Annotated in this window: 14 protein-coding genes; 13 read left to right on the top strand and 1 reads right to left on the bottom strand. The window is 60.1% G+C overall.

The genetic code is table 11. The features are described 5' to 3' along the window. The first annotated feature begins 73 nt into the window (after window positions 1-73). The 10 genes from HMPREF2943_RS11055 to HMPREF2943_RS11010 all read left to right on the top strand — a co-directional run bounded on the left by HMPREF2943_RS11055 (window position 74) and on the right by HMPREF2943_RS11010 (window position 13,335). Entirely contained in the window at window positions 74-1,444 is a 1,371-nt protein-coding gene (locus HMPREF2943_RS11055) for a sodium/glutamate symporter (protein WP_070644544.1), read from the top strand. 204 nt (window positions 1,445-1,648) lie between these two features. Beyond that, window positions 1,649-3,052: a TetR/AcrR family transcriptional regulator gene (locus HMPREF2943_RS11050; RefSeq protein ID WP_070711611.1), complete on the top strand. Its 1,404-nt coding sequence runs from the start codon at window positions 1,649-1,651 to the stop codon at window positions 3,050-3,052. Between the two features lie 260 nt (window positions 3,053-3,312). Then, window positions 3,313-5,874, top strand: coding sequence for an ATP-dependent chaperone ClpB (clpB, locus tag HMPREF2943_RS11045; RefSeq protein ID WP_070644546.1), 2,562 nt, complete (start codon window positions 3,313-3,315; stop codon window positions 5,872-5,874). Between the two features lie 95 nt (window positions 5,875-5,969). Next, window positions 5,970-6,821, top strand: coding sequence for a sulfurtransferase (locus tag HMPREF2943_RS11040; protein WP_070644547.1), 852 nt, complete (start codon window positions 5,970-5,972; stop codon window positions 6,819-6,821). A gap of 64 nt (window positions 6,822-6,885) precedes the next feature. Next, a complete protein-coding gene (locus tag HMPREF2943_RS11035; protein WP_070711610.1) occupies window positions 6,886-8,133 on the top strand; it encodes a type III secretion system chaperone family protein in 1,248 nt (415 codons plus the stop codon). 148 nt (window positions 8,134-8,281) lie between these two features. Next, window positions 8,282-8,827: an orotate phosphoribosyltransferase gene (gene pyrE, locus HMPREF2943_RS11030; RefSeq protein WP_070711609.1), complete on the top strand. Its 546-nt coding sequence runs from the start codon at window positions 8,282-8,284 to the stop codon at window positions 8,825-8,827. Beyond that, window positions 8,814-9,494 (top strand): TrmH family RNA methyltransferase, encoded by a 681-nt coding sequence (locus HMPREF2943_RS11025; protein ID WP_371325751.1) that lies wholly within the window; start codon window positions 8,814-8,816, stop codon window positions 9,492-9,494. Before pyrE ends, HMPREF2943_RS11025 begins: the two co-directional genes overlap by 14 nt. A gap of 63 nt (window positions 9,495-9,557) precedes the next feature. Further along, complete coding sequence (locus tag HMPREF2943_RS11020) at window positions 9,558-10,757, top strand: glycoside hydrolase family 76 protein (RefSeq protein ID WP_010188694.1); 1,200 nt, start codon at window positions 9,558-9,560, stop codon at window positions 10,755-10,757. A 182-nt stretch (window positions 10,758-10,939) separates the two neighbouring features. After that, complete coding sequence (fbaA, locus tag HMPREF2943_RS11015; RefSeq protein ID WP_010188696.1) at window positions 10,940-11,974, top strand: class II fructose-bisphosphate aldolase; 1,035 nt, start codon at window positions 10,940-10,942, stop codon at window positions 11,972-11,974. Between the two features lie 140 nt (window positions 11,975-12,114). After that, window positions 12,115-13,335, top strand: coding sequence for an FUSC family protein (locus HMPREF2943_RS11010; protein ID WP_070711608.1), 1,221 nt, complete (start codon window positions 12,115-12,117; stop codon window positions 13,333-13,335). A gap of 11 nt (window positions 13,336-13,346) precedes the next feature. Here HMPREF2943_RS11010 and HMPREF2943_RS11005 read toward each other — a convergent pair whose 3' ends face one another. After that, on the bottom strand, window positions 13,347-14,267 hold the full coding sequence (locus HMPREF2943_RS11005) for a hypothetical protein (RefSeq protein ID WP_070711607.1): 921 nt from the start codon (window positions 14,265-14,267) through the stop codon (window positions 13,347-13,349). Between the two features lie 194 nt (window positions 14,268-14,461). Between HMPREF2943_RS11005 and HMPREF2943_RS11000 the strand changes: the two genes are divergently transcribed. The 3 genes from HMPREF2943_RS11000 to HMPREF2943_RS10990 all read left to right on the top strand — a co-directional run. Then, window positions 14,462-15,553, top strand: coding sequence for a hypothetical protein (locus tag HMPREF2943_RS11000; protein ID WP_070711606.1), 1,092 nt, complete (start codon window positions 14,462-14,464; stop codon window positions 15,551-15,553). 148 nt (window positions 15,554-15,701) lie between these two features. Further along, a complete protein-coding gene (locus HMPREF2943_RS10995; RefSeq protein WP_070711605.1) occupies window positions 15,702-16,994 on the top strand; it encodes an adenylosuccinate synthase in 1,293 nt (430 codons plus the stop codon). A 598-nt stretch (window positions 16,995-17,592) separates the two neighbouring features. After that, window positions 17,593-21,314: YPDG domain-containing protein (locus HMPREF2943_RS10990; RefSeq protein ID WP_070711604.1), on the top strand; the 3,722-nt coding region annotated here is incomplete at its 3' end.

The raw sequence follows: 21,314 nt of genomic DNA, 5'->3' as shown, positions 1-21,314 counted from the left end.
GGTTCATTTCCCGAAAGAGGGTGAGTCTCGTCTCAAGGACGCCGCCGAGTGCGGCATGGAAGGAAGTTTTCGCATGGAAGAATTCTCTGCGTTCACAATCATGACCGACGTGGGCTGGATTTCTTTGCTCATGGTTATCGGCAACGTTCTGCGCCACCAGATCAAGTTCGTGTTCCAGGACTTGCTCTTGCCTGCCCCCATCACGGCAGGCCTACTCGGCTTGCTCTTAGGCCCTAATGTCTTGGGCTGGATCGGTTTCTCCGACAACCTCGGCGATTACACCTCACTGCTCATCGCTGTGGTCTTCGCCTCTATGGCCTTCTCCATGGAGATGGGCGGCAATATGGGCAAGGGTGCCCGCAACATGTGGGGCTATTCCACCATGATGTTCACCGGCCAGTGGGGCCTGTTCATCGTTTTGGGTCTTCTCCTGTTCAAGCCAACCTTTGATACCCCAGACTGGTTCGGCATGATGCTGCCCGTTGGCTTCACGGGTGGCTTCGGTACCGCGGCGGCTGTCGGTAGTGCCTTGGAAGGTGTGGGTGCTGAGGCGGCGTCCTCCTTGGGCTTTACCTCCGCCACCGTGGGTACGCTGGCCGCCATCATTGGCGGTATCGTCGCCGGTAACTGGGGCATCCGTAAGGGCAAGGTTTCGTACGTGCCGAAGAAGCTTCCGGAGGAACTGCGCCGCGGCTACATCTCGCGCCTGGAGGATCGTCCTTCCCTGGGCCGTGCCACGACGAACCCCTCTGCCATCGAGCCCATCACCCTGCACGTTGGCTTTATTGCTTTGACCGTGATGACCGCTTATGGCATCAACAAGGGAATCTCCTCCATCTGGGAGAATGTTTCTATCCCGCTGTTCGCCATGTCCATGGTGGTGGGCCTGCTCTTCCGTGCGGTGATGAACATGGTGGGCGCCAAGGACTACCTGGATAAGGACACGGTGAGCTCGGTGTCCGGTGCGGCAACCGACTACCTCATTGCCTTCGGCGTGGCGGCCATCGTCCCGGCTGCCGTCGCGGCCTACTGGAAGGCTCTTCTCCTGCTCTTCGTTCTGGGCACCATCTACTGCATCTTCTTCCTCATGTGGTTTCCTGCCGAGTTCTTCGGCGAGCGCTGGATTGAGCGCGGCATCTTTGGCTGGGGCTGGGCCACGGCTACCGTGGCCACCGGTATTGCGGTCCTCAAGATCGTCGATCCGAAGCTCAAGTCCGGCACCCTGTCGGAGTACGGCATGGCCTACATTGGCTTCGGACCCTTTGAGATTTCCTGGACCATCATCGCGCCGCTGGCCGTTATGTACGGCTTTACCGCCGGCTTCGGCTGGATCTCCCTGGGCATCGCGGTGGTCATTTACCTCGTCTTCAAGTTCACGGGAATGATGCCGCCGCGCGGCACCATCTTCAAGGAAGGCATCGGACACGTCGGCTCAGAGAAGTAGACGCTGACCTTTCCCGCGTGAAACCCCAGGCCACGGCCTGGGGTTTCTTCGTTCACAGGGTGGCCCGCATTACGGGAGTCAGTGCCTAGTGAACACATTGCTCTTTAACCAAGAATGGGGATAAAATTCAGGAAGTTGTTAGCGTGGCGCTCTCCCATTCTTTCTTTTTATTCTTTCGTCGGCAGCGCAATCTTAGGAATCCATATGCATATTCTTTATGAAGGCTCACCTCGTGAGGTCATCCTCGAGTCTGCGCTTCATATCGGAGCAGCCGAGGGCGATGAGGCTATTACCGTGGAATCCGTGGCCAAGCAGGCGGAGCTTCCCGTCGCTGAGGTACGCGCGGAATTTCCTGATCGCGAGGCAATCGTGCACGCGCTTCCTGATTACGTAACTGAGCGGAAAGTTAAGTTCCTCGAGGAAACGCTCGACGCTGCTCCTGGTTACGCCGATCTTTTTACTAAGCTGACCACTTTTACTGAGGCCTACTACGAGTACGCCGAACGTGAGCCGGAGCTGTTCCGCTACCTCTTTGAGAAGAAGGCCTATGTCTCCGAGGATGAATGGCGTGCTCTTTTGCAGGGAAACTTATCCCACAATCGCACCTTGGACCTGATCTATGAAAACATCTCGCTCATCGCGGCCGAGGAGAAGCTTAAGGTAGGAAGCGATGTGTGCTTTCAAACGGTGGCGCGGCTGAGCGCGGCCACCTTGGCTACCGTCCACGGTATGGCGCACCTGAGTGTTTTGGGTGTGCTGCGGCACCAGCACTCGGTGGTGCGACGCTTTAACCTCCGTGAGGTATGTAAAGCACTCATTGGAACCCTGTTCAAGGCTGCGGAGTTCTTGGAGATTCCGGATGTGCGTAGCCCGATGCAGGAGTACCGCGCGTTGCTCGCCGGGTTTGTTCCGGACCGCGATATTTCGTTGGACATCTCTGCGATTGAGGACGTGCAGGAACTTTCCACAGAGCGGGCACGCATGGCTGTTAAGGAACGTGCCATCCAGCTGGCAGCGCGGGAAGGGCTGCAGTGCGTGACCATTGAGAACGTGGCCGAGTATTTCGGTGTCTCCGATGTTGTCGTTGCTTCGCTGGTGGACAATGACTTCGTGTTGCGTGAATCCGTTGAGCGGGAAACCGACTGCGAGCTTGAAGCCCACAGTCTCTACCTGCTGGAGCGGCTGCCGGAGGGTGCATCGGCCGTCGACAAGCTCCTGTGCGTTGCGGTGGCCTATTTCCACTATGCGGTGACCTTCCCCGAACGCTATAGCGCCTGCATTGCTGCTGCCTCCGGCTCCGTGGTGCCGTTGAGTGAGGACGGTGAGGAGCAAACCCAGATGGGTGAGTCCTTCGCGCTGCTGATGCAGTTTGCCCGTGAGGCGCTGCGAGAGGCCGGCTATGCGCCCGAGGACCGCTTGGTCTACATCAAGAACCTCACCCTGTGGGCTGGCGCTGATGGCATGTGCCACTTGGCGTCGATGGGTGAGTTTCGAGATATCGACCTCGAACAGAAGTGGTCCCTCTATTACTTTGTCACGGCCGTGGTTCTCGCGTCCTTTTCCTACGACCTTCCAGAGGAGCAACCACAAGCCTCTCAGTCGGCTTAAGCATTTACCGCACCGGTCCCTCCGCACCGTTGCACCCAGCAGGGCGGTGGGGCTGGTTTTCTTATGCCTATGGCCTGCCAAGCGGGCAGAAGAAAAACTTGAGTGAAGCCCTATCAACCCGGTCGGGGGTGGTTGGTTTAAAAAACTTCTAGTTGAGTGGAACAGACTCAAGTTCTGTAGCGTTATAGACAGTGAAGCTTCCTTCCCTGCTGTAGCCGCAGGGAGGTTTGGATAAACGCTAGGAACGGAGAAACACAACAATGAGTTCTTTTAACCCCACCACTAAAACTCAGGAGGCCCTGCAGCAAGCACTGCAGACGGCTTCCGCCAACGGTAACCCGGACATCCGCCCGGCACACCTCTTAGCAGCCATCCTTGAGCAGAAGGACGGCATTGCCGCCCCAGTGCTCAAGGCCACCGGTGTGGATCCGGAGACGGTGCTCAAGGAGGCACGCCAGCTTATCGGCGCCCTCCCGAAGGCCGAGGGCGCCAACATGGCGAACCCGAACTTTAACCGCGACGCCCTCAACGTCCTCACCCGCGCCCAGGAGCTGGCCGGCGAGCTTGGTGATGAGTACGTCTCCACCGAGGTTTTGCTTGCAGCTATTGCGGGCTCGAAGACGGATGCCGCGGAGCTGCTGACCTCCCGGGGTGCCACTTACGACGCGCTCAAGGGCGCTTTCCCCTCCGTGCGTGGTGCAGCCAAGGTGACCTCGGAGAACCCCGAGGAGCAGTTCCAGGCTCTGGAGAAGTACGCCACGGACCTCACCGCCCGTGCCCGCGAAGGCAAGATTGACCCGGTCATCGGCCGTGATCAGGAGATCCGCCGCGTGGTCCAGGTTCTTAGCCGCCGCACGAAGAATAACCCGGTGCTCATCGGTGAGCCCGGTGTGGGTAAGACCGCCATCGTGGAGGGCTTGGCCCGCCGTATCGTGGCGGGTGACGTACCGGAATCCCTCAAGGGCAAGACGCTGCTGAGCCTGGACCTTGGCTCCATGGTCGCCGGCGCGAAGTACCGCGGCGAGTTCGAGGAGCGCCTCAAGGCCGTGCTCGATGAGATCAAGGCTTCCGATGGACAGATCATCACCTTCATCGATGAGCTGCACACCATCGTGGGCGCCGGTGCCACCGGTGAGGGTTCCATGGATGCCGGCAACATGATTAAGCCCATGCTGGCCCGCGGCGAGCTCCGTCTGGTGGGTGCCACCACCCTCGATGAATACCGCAAGTACATCGAGAAGGACGCCGCCCTGGAGCGCCGCTTCCAGCAGGTCTACGCCGCTGAGCCCTCCGTGGAGGACACCATCGGTATCCTCCGTGGCCTCAAGGAGCGCTACGAGGTGCACCACGGTGTGCGTATCCAGGACTCGGCCTTGGTCTCTGCCGCTGAGCTCTCGCACCGCTACATCACCAACCGCTTCCTGCCGGATAAGGCCATCGACTTGGTCGATGAGGCAGGCTCTCGCCTGCGCATGGAGATTGACTCCTCCCCGCAGGAGATTGATGAGCTGGAGCGCATCGTGCGCCGCCTCGAGATTGAGGAGCTGGCTCTGAAGAAGGAATCGGACGCCGCCTCGAAGGACCGCCTGACTGCCCTTCAGCAGGAGCTGGCTGATGAGCGCGAGAAGCTCGGTGAGCTCAAGGCCCGCTGGGCCAATGAGAAGAAGGCCATCGATGATGTGCAGACCATCAAGGAACAACTGGAGGACCTGCGCCGCCAGGCAGAGATTGCGGAGCGCGATGGTGACCTAGCACTGGCCTCCGAGATCAACTACGGCAAGATGCCGCCGCTGGAGAAGGACCTGGCTGCCGCCGAGGAGAAGGCTCAGCAGCAGCACAACACCATGCTCAGCGAGGAGGTTACTCCGGATACCATCGCGGAGGTTGTCTCCGCCTGGACCGGCATCCCAGCCGGCAAGATGCTGCAGGGAGAGACCGAGAAGCTGCTCAACATGGAATCCGTGCTGGGACAGCGCGTGGTGGGCCAGAAGGAGGCCGTCACCGCGGTCTCTGATGCCGTGCGCCGCGCGCGTGCCGGTGTGGCTGACCCGAATCGCCCGACCGGTTCCTTCCTCTTCCTAGGCCCGACCGGCGTGGGTAAGACGGAGCTGGCGAAGGCTCTGGCGGACTTCCTCTTCGACGATGAATCCGCCATGGTTCGCATCGATATGTCCGAGTTCGGTGAGAAACACTCCGTCGCCCGCCTCGTCGGTGCCCCTCCGGGATACGTGGGCTATGACGCCGGTGGCCAGCTCACGGAGGCGGTGCGTCGCCGTCCGTACACGCTGGTGCTTTTCGACGAAGTCGAGAAGGCCCACCCGGATGTCTTCGACGTGCTGCTCCAGGTGCTCGATGAAGGCCGCCTGACCGATGGCCAGGGCCGCACCGTGGACTTCCGTAACACGGTCATCATCCTGACCTCGAACCTGGGTGCCGGCGGCACCAAGGAGGAGGTCATGGAGGCAGTCAAGCGCAGCTTCAAACCGGAGTTCATCAACCGTCTTGATGATGTGGTGATGTTTGAGCCGCTGACCTCGGATCTGCTCTCCGGCATCGTGGACATCCAGCTCAAGGGCTTGGCCGAGCGCCTGTCCGGCCGCCGCCTGACGCTGCAGGTCTCCGACGCGGCCAAGCTGTGGCTGGCGGAGCGCGGTTATGACCCGGCCTATGGTGCCCGCCCGTTGCGCCGCCTGATTCAGCAGGCCATCGGCGACCAGCTGGCCAAGAAGTTGCTGGCCGGTGACATCGTGGACGGCGATACCGTGCACGTTGACGTCGCCGACGGTGGCGAGCGCCTGGAGCTAGCTGCCCGCACCGCCTAAGGCACCGACTAAACCGGTGAGCGCGATTAGCGCTCACCGCGCTCACCGCGTTCATCGGTCGCCACTCTTCGCTCATGCCCCTATGATCTAGGGACATGAGCATTTTGATCTCCCCTCACGAGTTGAGTGAGAAGATTTACCGCGGTGATAAGACGACCATCCTCGCTTCCCTCTGGGCACCAGGGGAAGGCGAGGCCTTCAATCAGTTTTCCTCCCTCCACATTCCGACTGCCCAGTACGCCGACGCCGCTTCAGCCTTCGTGGGCCTGCCCGGCTCCAAGGTAGGGCGCAACCCACTCCCGCAGACCGAGAAGATTCAAGAGTGGATCGACCTCTGGGGTCTAGAGGAGGACAGCGAAGTCGTTGTCTACGACGAAGGCCGCGGACTCTTCGCTGGCCGTGCGTGGTGGACGCTGCGCTGGGCGGGCATCCACAACGTCCGCATCCTCGACGGCGGCCTGTCAAACTGGCGTGCCCAGTCCCTGCCCACCCTTACCGGCCCGGGTAACTTGGGCATGCCCTCGGACTTTGAAGTGACCACGGGGTCGATGCCCACGGCCACCATCGACGAGGTCAAGGAGCATAAGGGCCTGCTTCTCGACGTTCGCACGCGCAACCGCTTCGCCGGCCGCCGCGAGAACCTCGACTTGAAGGCCGGCCACATCCCGGGTGCAGTCAACCTTCCGGAGCGCCTCTTTCACACGCAGGACGTCACCGTGTGGAAGTCCAAGGAAGAAATCCTCGAAATCCTTGAGCAGCACGGCGTGACCAAGGAAAACGTGGACGGCGCCATCATCTACTCCGGCTCCGGTAACCACTCCGCGCTTACCATCGCCGTGCTGGAACACGTGGGCTTTACCGGCTTGCGCCACTTCGTGGGTGGATGGTCGCAGTGGTCAGCCAACCCGAAGAATCCGGTGGAGCGTGGCGACCGCGAGCACGTCTAGAATCCGCGCGTGACCAGCGCGTCAGCGCAGATCGAGCGCGCTGGGCGATTAGAGTCAGGCAGTGATGCCTTTCGTACTCTTATCCCTCGCCGCCGTCGCGCTCGTGGCTGGTCTCATCGTGCTCTGGTTGGATCACCGCCAGCGCGCCGCGCTCTCCGCCGACGAAACCACCACAGCGGCCGATACCGCTGCGCCTGAACTCACCCCTGACTCCCCCTCAGAGCCCGCGCTCGCCGAGGAACCCGCGCTCGCCGAGGAACCTGAGCCTGCTCCAGAGCCCGACATCATTACCGAGCCGGAGCCAGAACCCGTGGCTGAGCCAGACCCCGTGGCTGAGCCGGCAACCGAGCCAACTGCGGATGCCGCTGAAGAACCGGCCGCCGCTGAGCCCAGTGAGGAACCGGCCGCCGAACCGCAGGCTGCCGCACCCAGCTTTGCGGAGCGCGCAGAGCGCGCCAAGTACCTCGTGCCGGGCAGTGCCCGCCGTGAGCGCAAGGCCTTTGGCCAGCAGCGCGGCTGGGAATACCTCAAGCATGATTCCTACCTGGCGGATGAGTGGACCCGCGGCGCTGCCGCCCGCGGCCACGAACCCCGCGACATCGTCGCCGGAACTGTCCGGGGGCACGAGACGCTGCTCTTCGATATGGGTGCTATCCCCGTCATGGCTATGCGCACCGGCGCGGCCTCCGATATCGTGGTGGATTTCCGCCGCGCAGGCGAGGAGATCGAAAACCTCTCCGAGGATCTGTTGTACGTGCGTGAGGAGGAAGGTTTCGAGGTTTTCGCCTCCGATGCTGGCGTGGGCCAGCGCTTCATCGATACCCGAGTGAGTACGGCGTTGAATCATCTACCCGCCGCGGTGACTGCCGTGTGGCTGGAAGGGGAGTGGGTGCTGGCCCAAACTACCCGGCAGGCCCGCAGCGCTGAGTGGGAAGAGCTGCTCGAACCGCTGTCGCTGCTCGCCGATGCTGCTCGCGTTCTTCCACCGCGCTCCGAAGCCGCTCAGGTCCTGCGCGTCGATGAGCTGGACCCCAGCCGCGACATCCCGGAACCTCCGCAGCCGGAACCCACCGGGCCCACGGCGGTTCCGGACCGCGATGATTCCCTCGACGCCCCCACCATCCAGCGCCCCACCGAGCCGGTGGTCATGCCGAGCCGCACCACCAGCGAGGCCCGCGGCACCATCGACCACTCCAGCCTGGGTGCGGATGAAGTCGACGCGATTGCCGATGGCCACGAGCGCCCCACCTACGAAAACAATCAGGCCCGCCTGCCGCGCCGCTTCGATGGCGGCTCCTCCATCTTCGACTAGACCCGCCAGCCCGCCGCCGCGGCGAGGCGCCGCAGCCAGGTGTCACAGCCGAGCACCAGCACTAGTCGCGGGCAACCGTGCGGGAAGAGGGTAAACTACAGAGCGGATTTTTCACGGCCGAACAGCCACAGACTTTAAGGAGCGAGCGATGAGCCTGGATCAGCAGAAGAAGCAACGCCTAGCAGAACTGGTGAAGGAGCTGGCCGTCGTCCACGGCAAGGTCACGCTGTCCTCCGGCAAGGAGGCTGACTACTACGTGGACCTGCGCCGCGCCACCCTGCAGCACGAGGCCTCGCGCCTTATCGGCTCGCTGCTGCGTGAGCTCACCGCTGACTGGGATTATGCTGCCGCCGGTGGCCTGACCATGGGCGCGGATCCAGTCGCGCTGTCCATCATGCATGCCGATGGCCGCGATATCGACGCCTTCGTTGTCCGCAAGGAAGCCAAGAAGCACGGCATGCAGCGTCAGATTGAGGGCTTCAACGTCGAGGGCCAGAAGGTGCTCGTTGTCGAGGACACCACCACGACCGGCAACTCGCCGCTGACCGCCGTGAAGGCTCTTCGTAAGGCAGGCGCCGAGGTGGTCGGAGTGGCCACCGTGGTGGACCGCAACACCGATGCCGGCGCAGCCATTGCCGCCGAGGGCCTGGAATACCGCTACCTGCTGGGCCTTAAGGATCTTGACCTTGCCTAAGCCCGAGGAAGAGGCGGCAGCCAAAGGCCCCACCGAGTGGAACGAGGGCCGCCACGGTGTTGGCCCGTGGGAAGGCCCGCTGCCCGAAGGCCCCGAAGCGGAGAAATACGATCCCGAACTGCTCGCGGAGGGGGATCGCCGCAATGTCGTCGATGCCTACCGTTACTGGACACGCGAGGCGATCCGGGAGGATATCGATAAGCGCCGGCATGCGCTGCACATCGCCATCGAGAACTTCGAAAACGATTCCAACATCGGCACCGTGGTGCGCACTGCCAACGCCTTTGCCGTCGACACCGTCCACATTGTGGGACGCCGCCGCTGGAACCGGCGCGGCGCCATGGTCACCGACAGGTACCAGCACCTCATGCACCACGCGGATGTTACTGAGCTGATGGCCTGGGCGGCGGACCAGGAACTGACCGTCGTGGCCATCGATAACACCCCCGGGTGTGTCCCCCTAGAAACCGCTGAGCTGCCTGAGCGCTGTCTGCTCCTCTTCGGACAGGAAGGCCCAGGCGTCAGCCCGGAAGCCCAGGACGCAGCAGTAATGACCTGCTCAATCGCGCAATTTGGTTCTACTCGCTCCATCAACGCGGGCGTGGCCGCAGGCATTGCCATGCATGCATGGATTCGGCAGCACGCCGATTTATCAAAAGCTTGGTGAGATCCCGCGCACTGTGTTTACATCTAGGTAACGAATTCACATTGTGAGAATGATGAGACAAAAGTGTTAGAGAAATGGTCCCACCGCGCCGACCTTGCGGAAACAGCCATCAATGAGCGCCACGCGCAGGCCGTGTGGGGCTTGCCCCGTACCAACCTTGCCGTGGTGAGTTGGCCACCCACCACCAAGGAATCACTCTTTGTGCATTGGCATTATTGGTGGCAGGCGCATTATCTGGACTGTCTCGTTGATGCGGCCCTGCGCAAAAACACCAAAGCCCGCCGCGCGCGCATCGCTGACACCATCCGCGGCATCCATGTGCGCAATCTCCGTGCGCTGACGAAGAACCGCTACTACGACGACAAAGCATGGCTCGCCCTAGCCATCGCCCGGGCCGGTGAGCTCAAGAAGCAGCGCCCCTACAAGAAGTTGGGCACCCTGCAGCACAACATCCGCGATGGCATCGACACCCAGGTCGGCGTGCTGCCCTGGCGCGAAGGCGAGACCTTCCTCAACGTCCCCTCGAACGGGCCGGGCGCCATCATGCTGGCCCGCATGGGGCGCGTGGACGAGGCCCGCCACATCGTGGACTGGATCTACGATCACTTGATTGACGACGATGGCTTCGTCATGGACGGCATCCGCATGCGTATGGATGGGCAGGAGATCGTCCGCAACATCCACCCCTACTGCCAAGGCGTGGTGCTCGGTGCCTGCTTGGAAATCGTGCTGGCGCTGCGGGAGAAGACCGGCCTGCGCTCCGTGGAGGATATCGACTCCGTCCACGAGGCAGAACTCGCCGCGGACATGATGGATTACACCACTCGCATCCGCGGCCTAGTCCAAGCGGTGGCCACGGGCATGGCGACGTACACGGGCGTCATCGACTGGCAGACTGGCGACGGCGACGGCGGCCTCTTCAAGGGCATCCTTGCTCGCTACCTCGCGGACGTGGCGGTGCGCCTGCCGGGCGATTCCCCGGCCAACCGCGCGACGAAGAAGCTGGCCGCTCGCCTCGTGACGGCCTCGGCGGAATCCGTGTGGGAACACCGCCTAGAGGTAGACGGCCTACCCATCTTCGGTTCCGATTGGACCGCGGATGCGAAGCTTCCCCATAACTACGGTTTCGGCCCCTCGTCATTGAGCCAGAAGATGGGCATTATCCGCGTGGCTGAGCGCGATTTGTCCGTTCAATTGTCCGGTTGGATGTTGTTGGAGGCCTGCACCCGGATTGTGAAGTACAAGTCAGAATCCAAGAAATAGCAGCGTTTCCCCAGGTGGTCGGGGGATTCCTGCCCATGCGGAGCGGTGTTTAAGTGAGGTCACATCGCATCTCGCGGCGGAAAACCACAACAACAGGCATACTTGGGTGTTGGAACGTGTTGTTTCGCTGGTTTGTGAGACGGCACGGCTTACTGCACAGCAACTCCAAAGGATGGAATTTCATGCCTATTGCAACCCCTGAGGTTTATAACCAGATGCTGGATACCGCCAAGAAGGGCGGCTTCGCATTCCCGGCAATCAACTGCACCTCCTCCGAAACCATCAACGCCGCTCTCCGCGGCTTCGCCGAGGCTGAGTCCGACGGCATCATCCAGTTCTCCACCGGCGGCGCCGAGTTCGGTTCCGGCCTGTCCGTGAAGAACAAGGTTGCCGGCGCCAAGGCACTGGCTGCCTTCGCTCACGAGGCTGCACAGCACTACGGCATTAACGTTGCGCTGCACACTGACCACTGCCAGAAGGAAGTCCTGGATGAGTACGTGCGCCCGCTGATCGCCTTCTCCCAGGAGCGCGTTGACCGCGGCGAGCTGCCGCTCTTCCAGTCCCACATGTGGGATGGCTCCGCTATCCCGATCGATGAGAACCTTGTGATCGCTCAGGAGCTCCTCGAGAAGGCCCACAACGCCAACATCATCCTTGAGGTTGAGATCGGCGTCGTTGGCGGCGAAGAGGACGGCGTTGAGGCCAAGGCCGGCGCGAACCTCTACACCTCTCCGGAGGACTTTGAGAAGACCGTTGATGCCCTCGGTACCGGTGAGAAGGGTCGCTACCTGCTGGCCGCTACCTTCGGCAACGTCCACGGCGTGTACAAGCCGGGCAACGTGAAGCTGCGCCCGGAGGTTCTGGATGAGGGCCAGAAGGTTGCTGTGAAGAAGCTCGGCCTGGAGGAAGGCTCCCAGCCCTTCGACTTCGTCTTCCACGGTGGCTCCGGCTCCGAGAAGGAAAAGATCGAGGAGGCCCTGCGTTACGGCGTCATCAAGATGAACGTTGACACCGATACCCAGTACGCCTTCACCAACCCGGTTGCACGCCACATGTTCGCTAACTACGACGGCGTCTTCAAGATCGACGGCGAGGTGGGCAACAAGAAGGTCTACGACCCGCGCTCCTACCTCAAGAAGGCTGAGCAGGGCATGGCTGACCGCGTGGTTGAGGCCTGCCAGGACCTGCACTCCGTGGGCAAGACCGTTTCTAAGTAAACCCACACCAACTGGATGACGCTGCTGAGCAGCCGCCGGCGCTGAGCGGCGTCATCACATGCCAACAAGCCATCCCTCACCCACGAGGGGTGGCTTTGTTCATCCAAACCCGCCGCCAGAACGCGTAAAATACCGGAGTCATGGAAGCGCAAGAGTCATCGTCGAGTTCGTCAAGTACCGTCAAGCGCGTTCGCAAAACTACCCGCGAGCAGCTGCGGTTGGTGGATAAATCCCTCAAGGCGCGCCTCACACGCATCCGTAACCGGCTCGTATTCATGCTTCAGTGCACGATAGGTGCTGGTTTGGCCTTCTATGTTGCGCACGATTTCTTCGGCCACGAGCAACCTTTCTTTGCCCCGATGGCAGTCATTATCATTCTTGGGCTATCCGGCAGCGATCGCCTCAAGCGCGCGGTGGACATGTCCATCGGCGGCATCGTGGGGGTTCTGGTGGGCACGCTGCTTGTCGACGCCCTCGGCACCGGCCCCATCCACATGACCATCATCATCGGCCTTGCCCTGGTGATCGGCTCCTTTGTCACGGGCTCGCAGATGGTGAGCAACCAAATCGTCATCGCCGCCATCCTTATCGCCACCATCCTTCCCCCGGAAGAAATGGGCGGCATCTCCCGTGCCATTGACGCCATCATCGGCGCGGTCATTGGCCTCACAATGATCGTGCTGATTCCCTCCTCGCCCTTGCGCGCGGGCCGCTCGGAAGTCTCGAAGGTCTTAGGCATTACCTCCCTGGTCCTTTCCGACGTTGCCAAGGGGCTGGAAGAAAATGATCCCGAAACCATCACTGAGGCCCGCGACGCCGTGCGCGGCACGCAGGATGACATTAACAACATGCTCAACGCCACCAAGGGCGGCGCGGAAACCGCACGTTTGTCGCCCTTCCTGTGGAGCACGCAGCGCACCGTGCGCTCCCTGGAGCGCATCCTCACTCCTGTTGACAACATGGTCCGCGGCACCCGCGTGCTCTCCCGCCGTGCGCTTGTTCTCGCCGAGGACGGTGACCAAGCCACCGCCGAGCAAGTTGAGATCATCGACGAACTTGCTGAAATCACGATGGAGCTCTCTGACCTCTATACCCACCAAACAGCGCATGAGCGCCGCGTGGATGAAGCCCAAGCAATTCCGGAAATAGTCAACCGCTTACGCCAGCTGGGCGCCCGCTGCTCGATGGACATCGCCGGCGAGGAAGCAGTGCTCTCCGCCTATGCCGTACTGGCCCAGACGCGCTCCATCATCGTGGACCTGCTCATGGTGTGCGGCATGTCCCGCGAGTCAGCCGTGGCACAACTCGTGCCCACCTCCAAGCACCCGGCCTACCCGCCGGAGGTCTGGGAAGAGGACTAGGGCTGTACTGCCTAGGGACGCACTATCTGTAGGTCCCGCAGGTGGCGGTAGAACGTCACGCGCTTGACCGGCCGCTTGGCGCGGACTCCATCAACGCTGACGCTGAGCGAAGGCCCGCCAGCCTGTACCGCCCGGCCTTGCATGACGCTGGCGGGGTCGAGCTGCCCAGGTTGAGCAGGCTTGCGCAGGCGCGCGAAGAGCCCTCGGTGCGGTGCTGCGTCCGCCTCAAAACTGGTAACCGCCTTCGCTGCCACGATGCCCGGCGCATCCGTCATTGGTACGAGCTTCGCGCCGAAGACATCCTTTTCGCGGTCGGCGCGCAGCAGCACGGCATCGTCGACGATGATTTCCCCGGTGATCTCCTCATTCGACCATTCCGCAATCGTTGCCGAACCGGCCACGGCAAGGCCCGCATCATTGCGGATGAGCGGCACCGGCTTGGCCGGGGCGGTCAGGGCAAAGGAGAGCGCCTCTTCGACAACCGCGACCTGGTCGGCGAGACTCTGGTCGGTTTCGTGTGTTTTCAGGCCCCAGTTCATCGCAGCGGTGGAGTACTCGCTGGTGGGGACGAAGCCCACCTCGGCCCACAGGTAATCCGCTCGCATCATGCGGGTCAGTACAGCGCTAAGCGCAGCATCGTTGCCGATCACCACGATGCGCAGCGACTCGTGCAGGAATGGGGCTTGCGGTGCTGGCCCCGGTGCGCCGAGATGGCTCACATCTGGCTGCGCGGCAATCTCATCCAGCGATGGGGTGGGGTCCTCCGGCAGGATTTCCTTGGCCAGTGCATCAATAGCCTTCAGCTCTTGCCGACTGGGAACCTCCGCGACGCGGAAGTACTCGATACGTACTCCGTGCCGGGCAGTCTCAGTGAGTGCAGTGGTATGAGCGTCGGTGAGGTGGCCGCCGCAGTCTAAAAGTGCACAGATCATACAAGAAGCATAGAAGCGTCGGCAGAGCTTGGCTAAAAAGCGCCTTCAGCGACGCACGAGTAGCGGAGCTTTCCCCGGAAAAGTAGTGCACGTCACATTCCGCCAGTAGGCTCCAAGGCAACGCCAAACTTCCTAACACTCAACTCTTTCCTAATATTCGACTCTTCTTTGTCTAACAGCTGGAGGTAATCACCATGTCCGCCCGTATGACAACCCTTGCGCTTGTTTCCACCGCTGGTCTCTTGATGAGCTCGTGCAGCTTCATCGGCGGCTCCCTGACAGAACCCGAGGAGCCGGCATTCACCGAGGCCGCCGCTGAGTCGACGACGAGTTCTGCGGCGACTACTTCTTCTAAGGCCACCTCGACGTCCAGCAGTGCATCCTCCTCAAGCGCTAACGCTGACTGCGACGAGAAGCAAGAACTCGAGGACACCAAACTCAGTAAGGTCCTAGAGAATGAAGAAGCCTACGTGAAGGGATCCACTGAGAAATTTGAAGACGTGAGCATCGGTGAGGATGAATATGATCCCTGTAAGTTCCTCAGCTACGTGGTGCTGGAAGGCGAGTTTGATGGGGAGGATGTCAAGGTTCCCGTCTTCTTTTCCAAGGGCGATCTCAGAGACGAGGATGCCCTCTTCATTACGTCCTCTTCTTTAGAGGTGAAGGAGGATGGTGAGGGGTATACCTATGAGTCCAAGACCGAAGGCGACATCGTCGGCGTCGAGGGCAAAGTAAACAGGCGTCCGGGCACCGAAGCCACGTCCATGGAAAATTCCTTCGACGGCGTGAACTCGGACATCTTCTTCATTGACGTCAAGTCAGAGCCCACCGACTCGGCGGATCTAGCCCAGGATGAGGAGGATCTCCGCGGCGAAACGCTCTTCGATATTTCCGCTGATGGCTGGAACTTGGTGTGCGGTATTGATGCGTCTGAAAAATCCATTGACTGTGCACATGGCGATGGCGGAGCCTGGGTCGTCAAAAGCGATAAGACTAACCTGCCGGAAGATATGGAATTCGATGTGGTGAGCCTCCGTCCGCTGGAGGGAGAAACCAGTTTCAACCAGGGCGGTGTCGACAACCTCCCAACTGATGGCAAGAAGATCGAAAGCAACGGTCTCTACCGAATTGGCGTCGATGGCATCGAAGCCCAAATTGCCGTTGTTGACGATGGCGTCATTATCAGCACCCCAAACAATTCGAGGCTGATGTTCACCAATGACACTATCTTCATCGAAGAGAAAGACAAGGGCGACGGTGCTAATTCAAACACCGAAACCGCTTAGGAGGGCTTAAAGGAGATTCGAGACGAACCTCTCCCCGGTGTGCCGGCGCATCATTTCCTGACGAGCTTGTCACAAACTCAACACTGCACCACCATGGCGGGTAAAGTAGGTGCGTATTTGACTTCAATAAATAGGAAGTGACACCAACATGGCAGCGATCGTCATCGTCGGCGCCCAGTGGGGCGATGAAGGCAAAGGCAAGGCTACTGACATCCTCGGCGGCAAAGTCGATTACGTAGTTAAGCCCAACGGCGGTAACAATGCCGGCCACACCGTCGTGGTCGGCGGCGAGAAGTACGAGCTGAAGCTCCTTCCCGCCGGCATTCTTTCTGAAAACGCCACCCCGGTCCTGGGTAACGGCGTGGTGATTAACCTGGAGGCCCTTTTCGATGAAATCGATGGTCTCGAAGCCCGCGGCGCTAACGCTTCGCGCCTGAAGATTTCCGCCAACGCGCACCTCGTGGCGCCCTACCACCAGACCTTGGACCGCGTGCAGGAGCGCTTCCTGGGCAAGCGCGCCATCGGCACCACCGGCCGTGGTATTGGCCCGGCCTATGCCGATAAGGTCGCGCGCATCGGCATCCGCGTGCAGGACATCTTTGATGAGTCTATCCTGCGCCAGAAGGTTGAATCCGCCCTGGACATTAAGAACCAGATGCTGGTGAAGATGTACAACCGCAAGGCAATTGATCCGGAGCAGGTAGTGGAGTACTTCCTGAGCTACCGCGACCGCCTGCGCCCGATGGTTATTGAGGCTGAGCTGGAACTGAACCAGGCACTGGATGAAGGCAAGCACGTCCTCATGGAGGGCGGCCAAGCTACCATGCTGGACGTTGACCACGGCACCTACCCGTTCGTGACCTCCTCGAACCCGACTGCTGGCGGCGCCGCTGTGGGCTCCGGCATTGGTCCGACACGCATTACTACCTCCCTGGGCATCATCAAGGCCTACACCACCCGCGTGGGCGCTGGTCCTTTCCCCACGGAGCTTTTCGATAAGTGGGGCGAGTACCTGCAGACCACCGGCGGCGAAATCGGCGTCAACACCGGCCGCAAGCGCCGCTGCGGCTGGTACGACTCTGTGATCGCCCGCTACGCCACCCGCGTCAACGGCTTCACGGATTACTTCCTGACCAAGCTGGACGTGCTCACCGGCATCGGTGAGATCCCCATCTGCGTGGCCTATGACGTCGACGGCAAGCGTTACGACGAGATGCCGCTGACCCAGTCCGAGTTCCATCACGCCGAGCCCATCTTTGAGACCATGCCGGCCTGGGATGAGGACATCACTAACTGCCAGACTTTTGAGGACCTCCCACAGAAGGCACAGGATTACGTCCTGCGTCTGGAGGAACTCTCCGGCTGCCGCATCTCCTATATCGGTGTCGGCCCCGGCCGTGACCAGACCATCGTGCGCCATGACGTCATGCAAGACCAGTAAGGCGCCAGCCAGTCAAAGGTAAACGAACCTTAGGAACCGCCTAACGGCAATGACGCAGCGTAGTAACAGCGCAACAACCACCGCCCTGCTTCTCCCGCAGCATTGTGCACACGATCATCGACATGCACGATGCTGGAAGGAGCGGGGCGGTTTGTGTTTCTATGGCGGTATTTGCGCGCCAAATACGCCCTGCTTGGCGACGCCTCCCGCGCCCCCAACTTTCACCGCCCTGTATAAAACACCCCCGTTAGGAGTACATTCCTGGGGCAAAAGTTACGAAAGTGACGACGTGACTTAATTAACAATCTGGACGCGTGTCGCAGTCGCATCGAAAAGGGCAGGTCAAACATGTGCTTTTTCTGGTCGGCGACAGAAAGCTCCATTCATCAAATTTTCAGGATGACGTACGGTTTCTTTAATTCGTAAACGGGGCTAACATTAGATCCGAGTTTGTTCATAGACCTTTGGATCCTCTGACCTTCTTCCAAAGTGATAAGTGTGAGCTGCTCTCGGTTGCGTAAGCCGGTTAGTCCCTTACGCGGTCACGTATCCCTAGCGTGATCAATACTTTCAAGTCTTAAGGAAAGGACTTCTTGGTATGAACAAGAAGGAAATCAAGCGTACTGCTGTACGTCGCCGCGGCACTACCATTGCTGCCGCTGCGCTCTCTATTGCTATGGTGGGCCCCTTCGTCCACGCAGTAACTCCAGCATCCCCGTTCGCAGCGGTTGCCAATGCGCAGGAAGATCAGCCGGCTGCTGAGGCTCCGGAAACTGGAGCGGGCAAAGATCAGGCTATCTACTCGCCGGGTAAGGCAAGCCAGAAGAGCACCATCTCCGGTTCCGTGAAGGAGATCGTCGAAGCCAAGGTTGGTTTCGGTAATGTGCAGGACTCCGGTAAGCCGCTGAAGGGTGTTAAGGTCTACGCCCAGTGGTATGAGGGTGAAAACACCCAGCACTCATCCCCAGTGTATTACACCGAGAGTGATGAAAACGGTAACTTCACCCTCAACATGGCTCCGTACACCGATGCTCTCGGTAAGACCCGTCACTTTGATGCGGATGCATCTGTCGGTCTGACCACTGGTGATGACCGGGGCAAGCGTGATCAGAAGCGCGAAAAGATCCGCGTCTGGACGGAGCTTCCGGAAGACATAACGGACAAGTACCGTCTGGTGCACCAGCCGGCGGCTGGTATCTTCCCGGGCATCGGCGCAAACACGACGCCGACCACTCAGGGCGATGCTCAATGGGGTGGCAACAAGATCACCGGCATGACCATCCAGTATGCCCAGAAGGACAAGCTGCCGCAGCACCTGCCAAAGAATAAGTGGGCCGAATCCGAGGGGACCGAACTGTACGGCTCGTACTTGGGACGGGCGTTCTGGAACCTTGACGTTCTGCAGGGTGGTCTGAATCACAACACTGTGAGCGCCTTTGGCGGCAAGGACATTCCTGCTGCGGGACTGAAGGTTGTTGGCTCTTACCTGAAAGATGAAGCCGTGCAGGCGATCCACGACCATGTTGCCGAGACGTACGCGGGTAAGACCTTGCGTGGCAAGGGTTGGACCGTTGACGACGAGCAGGGCCTTCAGAAGTGGATTAATGAGCAGGTGGCAGCGGATCCAGAAGGCTGGATCGCAGAAACCCTGACCACCACCACCAGTGCTGATGGTCGGTTCTCTCTGAAGTGGAAGGGCATCTACGGCCAGGCCTGGGACCGCAAGGGTACGGTGCCTGCAGAGAAGTTCCACACGGTGGCTGCGTCTCGTGATGAGGGCACCTTTATCAACGGCAACCACACATCCAAGCACGTGAACATGGACTGGTCCTACGTCCAGGTCCTTGACAAGGACGGCAAAGAGCTGTCGGATAATGTTGGCATGCTCTACCCGTGGTCTCTGGGGCAGTGGGCCGGACCGTCCGCGGGTGGCGCTAACGCACAGCTTTTCGGTGGCGATGGTGTCGAGATCAACGAGCTTGACGATAAGTACCTGCGCTGGAATGTCGCGCTTGCTCCGCAGGCCCTGAAGTTCGATGTGGTGGATAAGAACACCACCGATAACTGGGCCAAGATCGGAGACAAGGTTCAGACCGATACTGCAGGCCTTCCGCTCTCGGATAACCTGAGCTACTACATCGAATGGTACGACAAGGACGGCAATGTCGTTAAGACGTGTGAGCCCGCTAAGGCTGACTCCGCAAACAAGATTCCGAGCTGTGAGTTCGAGGTTCCAAAGGGCGCTAAGACTGGTGATACCTTTACCGCTCGTCTGAAGGCTACTAGCGGTAACCCGGATCCGGCGAACGACATTGTTCTAGCAATGGACGCTTTCGCGGTGTCTACGACTTACCTGGGCTACGACCCGGCCGATGCCACGGTTAGCGAAGAGGCTACCTCTGAGCCGAAGTTCGACAACCCAGCTTCCGAGACTAAAGAAGAGAAGCCGGAGCAGGCCAAGTTCGAGCTCGGCAAGCTGCCTGAGGGTGTCAATAAGGACCAGGTTAAGGTCGATCCTGAGACCGGTGTCGTGACTTTCACCCCGAACGCTGAGCAGGCTGGTAAGTCCTTCGCCTTCCCGGTTGTGATGCGTGACGAGGCCCTGCAGGTCCCGAAGCTTGATGAAAACGGTGACCCGGTCCTTGGTGAGGACGGCAAGCCAGCTACCCAGGGCCGTGTCGTCGCCCGAGGAGTAGCCCCATTCAATGTTGAGAAGCCTGGTGATCCGGAAACCAAGCAGAACGAGGAGTTCGAGCCTGGTTATGAGGATGGTTCTGGTAAGCCGGGTGAGGATGTCATGGTTGATAAGCCGGTCTTTAAGGATAAGGACGGCAAGGACACCACTCCGCCGGAGGGCACTAAGTTCGAGAAGGGCGAGGGTGCTCCGGAGGATGTGACCGTCAACGAGGATGGTTCTATCACTGTTCCGGTTCCGGAGGATGCGAAGCCGGGTGACGAGATCAAGGTTCCGGTTGTTGTGACCTATCCGGATAAGTCTACGGACACTGTTGACGTCACCGTCACGGTGACTGAGAAGGATACTCAGCCGGAGGTTCCGGGTGCGGATGTGAGCGTTGATGCTGTTCCGGATACGAAGGTTCAGCGTGGTGAGAAGGTTTCCATTCCGGTTAAGTCCACTGAGGGTTCTGAGGTTTCGGCTATCGGTTTGCCGGAGTTTTTGAAGTACAACCCGGAGACTAAGGCTATTGAGGGCGAGGTTCCTGCTGATGCTGACTTGACCTCCTACGATGTTGAGGTTAAGGCGTCTAAGGATGGCAAGGAAGATTCGGATGAGTTTAAGCTCACCGTGACTGAGCGCATGATTGCCGATCCGGACACTGATGGTGACGGTATCCCGGATTCTCAGGATCCGGATATTGATGGCGATGGTGTCAATAACTCCGATGAGAAGGCTGCTGGTACGGATCCGTACAACCCGGATACCGACGGTGACGGCATCAAGGATGGTGACGAGGACGCCGACGGCGACGGTAAGACCAACGCTGAGGAGTCTGATCCGACTAAGGACGAGTCCAAGGATTCTGACGGTGACGGTATTCCGGACATCATCGATAAGGATGATGAGGATGGCCCGAAGGGTGACAAGGACGGCGACGGCATCATCAATGAAGAGGACCCGGATGCTGATGGTGATGGTGTCTCCAACGATGATGAGAAGGAAGCTGGTCTTGATCCGCTGAACCCGGATACTGACGGTGACGGCATCAAGGATGGTGACGAGGACACCGACGGTGACGGTAAGAAGAACAAGGACGAGTCTGAGGTTCCTGAAGGACCGGTCACTGACAAGGACGGTGACGGCCTTGGCGATACTGGTGTTACGGATAAGGATCCGGAAGATGGCCAGGCGGATATTACTGATGGTCCGCTGACCAACGACACCGATAAGGATGGCATCCCGGATGCTGTTGATCCGGATATCGATGGTGATGGTGTCAACAACTCTGATGAGAAGGTTGCTGGTACCGATCCGTACAACCCGGATACCGACGGTGACGGCATCAAGGATGGTGACGAGGACGCCGACGGCGACGGTAAGACCAACGCTGAGGAGTCTGATCCGACTAAGGACGAGTCCAAGGATTCTGACGGTGACGGTATTCCGGACATCATCGATAAGGATGATGAGGATGGCCCGAAGGGTGACAAGGACGGCGACGGCATCATCAATGAAGAGGACCCGGATGCTGATGGCGATGGTGTCTCCAATGATGATGAGAAGGCCGCTGGCCTGAATCCGTTGAACCCGGATACCGATGGTGACGGCACCAAGGATGGTGACGAGGACACCGACGGTGA

The sequence above is a fragment of the Corynebacterium sp. HMSC072D12 genome (assembly GCF_001813925.1).
Lineage (GTDB): Bacteria > Actinomycetota > Actinomycetes > Mycobacteriales > Mycobacteriaceae > Corynebacterium > Corynebacterium aurimucosum.
Note: the sequence above shows the minus strand (reverse complement) of the source record. Positions and strands in the feature narration are given on the sequence as shown.